Genomic DNA, 5,190 nt, shown 5'->3' with positions numbered 1-5,190 from the left:
GGCCCGATGCCGCGCCAGTTCCGGTCGGTGACCTCGAACACCTCCTCGATCATGTGGACGGCGGCCGGATTGCCGTCCTCGCGCACGGCGCGCGCGTACGCGTTCTCCACCCGGTGCTCACCGCGCTCCAGTTGGCGGACGGCAAGGCGGATGCCCTCGAGGATGTCCAGGGGTTCGAAGCCGGTCACCACCAGCGGTACGCCGAACCGCTCGGCGAGCCGCGGGTACTCGGCCGTGCCCATCACGCTGCACACGTGCCCGGCGGCCAGGAAGCCCTGCACCCGGCAGGTGGGGGCCGTCATGATGGCCTCGATGGCCGGGGGCACGCGCACGTGCGACACCAGGAGGCTGAAGTTGGTCAGGCCCAGGCGGCGTGCCTGGTGCACGGCCATCGCGTTGGCGGGGGCCGTGGTCTCGAAGCCGATGGCGAAGAAGACCACCTGCCGGTCCGGGTTGCGGCGAGCCAGTTCCAGGGCGTCGAGCGGCGAGTAGACCACGCGTACGTCGCCGCCCTCGCCCTTGACCCGGAACAGGTCGCGGTCACTGCCCGGTACCCGGAGCATGTCCCCGAAGGAGCAGAAGATCACGCCGGGGCGCGAGGCGATCTCCAGCGCCTTGTCGATGACCTCCAGCGGTGTGACGCACACGGGGCAGCCGGGTCCGTGGATCAACTCCACCTGCTCAGGCAGCAGTTGGTCGATGCCGTGCCGGATGATCGAGTGGGTCTGCCCTCCGCACACCTCCATCAGGGCCCACGGCCGGGTGGCGGTGGCACGGATCTCGTCCAGCAGGCGCCGGGCCAGAACGGGGTCGTTGAACTCGTCGAGGTACTTCACTGGGTTCCCGCCTCCTTTGCCGCCTGCTCCCAGGCGTCGCCGAACTCCTCCTCCAGCAGCCCCAGTTCCTCGAAGAGCTGCAGAGAGGCCAGAGCCGATTCCTCGTCCAGGCGCTGGAGCGCGAACCCGACGTGCACGATGACGTACTCACCCACCCGCACGTCGCGCACGTACTCCAGACACGCCTGCTTCTGCACACCGCCGAAGTCGACCAGCCCGGTGAGTGGGTCGGTACTGTCGTCGATGGCCACGACCTTGCCGGGCACTGCCAGACACATGGGTCACTCCTCTTGTCGTTCGTGCGCCGCGACCACCAGCTGTCCCAGGGCCAGACCGCCGTCGTTCGGGGGGACTTCGCCGTGGCGCAGGACTGCGAAGCCCTTGTCGGTCAGCAGCGCCGTGCACTGTTCCTCCAGCAGCGCGTTGGCGAAGACGCCGCCACTGAGGGCGACGGTGGTCAGTCCGGTGGCCTGGCGTGCACGCCGGCACAGCTCCGTGACAGCCCGCGCCACGCCTCGGTGGAAGCGCGCGGCGAGCACGGGGACCGGGGTGCCCCGCCGCAGATCGGCGATCAGCTCCGTGAGCACGGGTGCCGGGTCAAAGCCGCCGGCAGCGATACCGAAGGCGTACGCCGAGGTGTCGGCGTCCCAGGCCGATGTGGCCGCGGCTTCCAGTTCGAGGGCGGCCTGGGCCTCGTATCCCGCGCGGTGGCACAGACCCACGAGCGACGACACTGCGTCGAAGAGCCGCCCCATGCTGGAGGTCGCCACGCAGGCCACGCTCCGGGGCAACTGCCGCCCCAGGACAGCAAGTTCGTCGCGGCTGCAGGCGGCGACGCAAGGCAGGTCCGTGTCCCACCCCACGCCCGCGGCCCATAGCCGGGCCAGTGCCAGGCGGCACGGGTTGGCCACTCCCGCGTCTCCACCGGGCAGCGGGGCGGAGGTCAGATGGGCGAAGCGCCGGTGGCCCGCGTAGTCGGCGAGCAGGATCTCGCCGCCCCACACGGTGCCGTCGTCGCCGTAACCGGTGCCGTCGAACGCGACGCCGATCACGGGCGTGGTGCCGTCGAGGCCGTGCTCGGCCATCGCCGAGGCGATGTGCGCGTGATGGTGCTGGACGAACACAGGGGTGCGCCGGGGCAGGTGGGCGGCTCGCCGACGAGCCCACTGGACCGAGTGGTATCCCGGGTGCCGGTCGGCGGCGACGAGCTCAGGGCTGACGCCGGTCAGACGCCGCATCTGCGACTCCGCCCGCCGGGCCGCTTCCAGGGTGGTCAGGTCACCCATGTCGCCGATGTGCGGACCGAACCAGGCCTGGTCGTTCTCGCCGATGCACAGCGCGTTCTTCAGGTCGCCGCCCACGGCTACCGTCGGCCGCACCGTGACCGGCAGGCGCAGCGGACGGGGTACGTACCCTCGGGACCGGCGCAGCACCTGCTCGGTACCGTCGCGGCGCACGCGCAGCAGGGAGTCGTCGCACGGCGAGGCGATGGCCCGGTCGTGGGCGAGCCAGGAGTCGGCCAGCCCGGACAGCCGGGTCAGTGCCTCGTCGTCGTCCGTGACGATCGGTTCCCCCGAGCGGTTGCCGCTCGTCATGACCAGCACACGCGGACCTGGCGGATCGCCGGGCAGCCCGAACAGCAGGGTGTGCACGGGGGCGTAGGGCAGCATGACCCCGAGGTGCGGGCTGCCGGGGCAGACGCCGGGCGCGAGGACCTCCTGTTGCGCGCGTCGGCGCAGCAGGACGATGGGACGCCGGGGGCTGGTGAGAGTGGCCTGCTCGGCTGCGGAGAGCGTGGCGATCCGCCGCACGGCGTCGAGATCCGCGCACATCACCGCGAACGGTTTGCCGCCACGCGCCTTGCGGGTGCGCAGCGTGTCGACGGCCCGAGCGTCGGTGGCGTCGCACGCCAGGTGGTAGCCGCCGAGGCCCTTGACGGCGACGATCCGTCCGGCGGCCAGCAGAGCCCGTGCCGCCGCCAGGGCGTCCGTGCCCCGCGCAGGGCGGATCCCGCTACCGGGACCGGGCACCAGGTACAGCCGGGGACCACAGTCGGGGCAGGCCACGGGCTGGGCGTGGAAGCGGCGGTCGCCGACGTCGCCGTACTCCCGGGCACAGGCCGGACACATCGGGAAGCCGGTCATCGTCGTGACCGCCCGGTCGTACGGCATCCCCGTGGCGATGGTGAAGCGGGGCCCGCAGTGGGTGCAGGTGACGAACGGGTGCCGGTGGCGGCGGTCGGCCGGATCGGTCAGCTCCCGCAGGCAGTCGGCGCAGGTCGCCGTGTCGGGTGGAAGCAGTGTGCGGCCCGCGGACCGCTCGGTGGAACGGATCCGGAAGGCGTCGTCGGCACCGGTGGCGGGCAGATCCTCGACCCCCACGCCGGTGACGGCGGCCAGCGGTGGAGGCTCGGTGCACAGCCGGTCGCAGAAGCGAGCGACGCAGTCGGGCGGGCCCTCCACCTCGATGAGCACGCCGCTCGCCGTGTTGCTCACGAACCCCGCCAACGCGAGGTCGGTGGCCAGACGGTGCACGTACGGGCGGAATCCGACGCCCTGCACCGTGCCGCGCACGGTGACGCGGCGGCGCACCGCCTGCGTGGTGGGCGCCGTCACGAGACGCGGCGGCGGGCCACGAGGCCGGATGCGCCTTGGGCGTCCTCTCCCGCGGGCTCATGGAGGTGGCCGTGCGGGTGGGGCGCCAGGGGAGGCCGGTGGACGGGGCCCCCGTCCCGCGCGGCGAGCACCCGCTCCAGGAGGGTGTCGATGCCGTCGCCGTCGCGGGCGCAGGACCGCACCACTTCCACTCCGGGGTTGACCCGCTGCACATGGGCGTCGAAGGCTGCCGCGTCGAAAGCGGCGGGCTCGGCCAGATCGGTCTTGGTGAGCACCACCAGATGGGCGGAGCCGAAGGCGGTGGGGTACTTCAGCGGTTTGTCCTCCCCCTCCGTCACCGCCATGCACACGATCCGCAGGCTCTCGCCGAGGTCGTAGGCCGCGGGGCAGACGAGGTTGCCGACATTCTCGACGAACAGCAGCGCGGTGGCGTCCGGCAGCCAGCTCTCCACGTGGGCGCGGAGCTGCCGGGCCTCCAGATGGCACAGCCCGTCGGTCAGCAGCTGTTTCACCGGTGCCCCCGAGCGGGCGAGCCGATGGGCGTCGTTCTCGGTGGCCAGGTCGGCGGTGAGAGCGGCCACCGGGATGCGCCGCTCCACCGCCCGGGCCAGCACCCGTCCGAGCAGTTCCGTCTTGCCGCTGCCCGGGCTGGACAGGAGGTTGACCACCATCACTCCGCGCCCGGCCAGTTCTTCACGCAGGCTCACGGCCAGGCCGTCGTTCTTCGCCAGGACGGCCTGAGTGACCTCGTCCACGGACTCGCACACAGGCGCTACTCCTCGCGGTCGGAAGGGGGGACCGGGGCGCCGGTCCGCTACCGATCCTCGGTGCCGTCGCCGACGGGAAGTAGGAGCCCGGCCGGGGGCGGGCCAGCGGATTCGTCCGGGCGGCTCAACGGGGGCGTGGCCGCGGGGTCGGCGAGCAGCACGGGGACCATCGTGTGCAGGGCTGCGACGGCCCGCTCGACCGCATCGCGCACCGGTGCGCTGATGCCCGGGGCGATGTCCTCGTCGCCTCGGGGCCGCACCTCGGGCTCGCAGGCGAGTACGAGGACGCGCGGGAGCGGCTCGTCGCCGAGGTGAGCAGCCAGGGCCAGGACCTTCGCCGGGTCCATGCCGTGCGCCTCGGGTGGGGCGGCGCCCGTGGTGCGATCGGGGAGGTCCGGCTCGATCAGCGACAGGGTGCCCGGCCGGTGCCCCCGCGCGGCCGCGTCGACCAGGACGGCCGTGTCGTAGCCGTCGAGCAGTTCGTACGCGAGATCCATACCGCGGATGCCGAAGTCCCGTACCCGCACCCCGGATGGCAGCGGTCGCTGGTCCAGTGCGCGGATCACCTCAGGGCCGAAGGCGTCGTCCGCGAGAAAGATGTTGCCGACGCCCGCCACCAGCAGACGCATACCAGTCCGCGTCACCGGACGCCCCCGGCGACCTGCTCGACGGCCGTCGACAGGGGCCGTGCGGAGCCGTTCGGCAGCTTCCGGACGAAGGCCGAACGCAGGGCGTGGTACGAGGCGTGCGGATCGAAGAAGATGGCGCGCATGCGGGCGAGTTCGGCCCGCCGGTACTCGGCGAGCGGTCGCCGCGCCTCGTCCGCCTGACGTGCCGCGGCCTTCACGGCGATCCGTCGCCCGAGGTCCGGGGCGGCCGCGAGTGCGGCTGACATGTGCTCGACCTCGGCGGCGAACTCCCGCACCGGGGCCGGCACCAGACGGTCCACCAGTCCGATCCGCGCGGCGGTCG

Annotated in this window: 5 protein-coding genes and 1 pseudogene; all 6 read right to left on the bottom strand. The window is 72.7% G+C overall.

Annotated features, from left to right (window positions below):
- The coding region (gene hypD, locus G6048_RS46565) for a hydrogenase formation protein HypD (protein ID WP_165345667.1) at positions 1-836 on the bottom strand (836 nt) is incomplete at its 3' end.
- Complete coding sequence (locus G6048_RS46560; protein WP_165345666.1) at positions 833-1,114, bottom strand: HypC/HybG/HupF family hydrogenase formation chaperone; 282 nt, start codon at positions 1,112-1,114, stop codon at positions 833-835. The genes hypD and G6048_RS46560, both read right to left, overlap by 4 nt.
- A 3-nt stretch (positions 1,115-1,117) precedes the next feature.
- Positions 1,118-3,451, bottom strand: coding sequence for a carbamoyltransferase HypF (gene hypF / locus G6048_RS46555; RefSeq protein ID WP_165345665.1), 2,334 nt, complete (start codon positions 3,449-3,451; stop codon positions 1,118-1,120).
- Positions 3,448-4,218 (bottom strand): hydrogenase nickel incorporation protein HypB, encoded by a 771-nt coding sequence (gene hypB, locus G6048_RS46550; protein ID WP_165345664.1) that lies wholly within the window; start codon positions 4,216-4,218, stop codon positions 3,448-3,450. Before hypB ends, hypF begins: the two co-directional genes overlap by 4 nt.
- A 47-nt stretch (positions 4,219-4,265) precedes the next feature.
- The gene (locus tag G6048_RS46545; protein WP_165345663.1) at positions 4,266-4,847 is read right to left on the bottom strand and encodes a hydrogenase maturation protease; all 582 of its coding nucleotides are present in this window, start codon (positions 4,845-4,847) and stop codon (positions 4,266-4,268) included.
- Between the two features lie 11 nt (positions 4,848-4,858).
- Positions 4,859-5,190, bottom strand: a pseudogene (locus G6048_RS46540) (hydrogenase maturation protein); the annotation flags it as partial.

Origin of the sequence: Streptomyces ureilyticus (genome assembly GCF_011045025.1) — a bacterium.
GTDB lineage: Bacteria > Actinomycetota > Actinomycetes > Streptomycetales > Streptomycetaceae > Streptomyces > Streptomyces ureilyticus.
The sequence above is the reverse complement of the archived record's forward strand: the minus strand, read 5'-3'. Positions and strand labels throughout refer to the sequence as shown.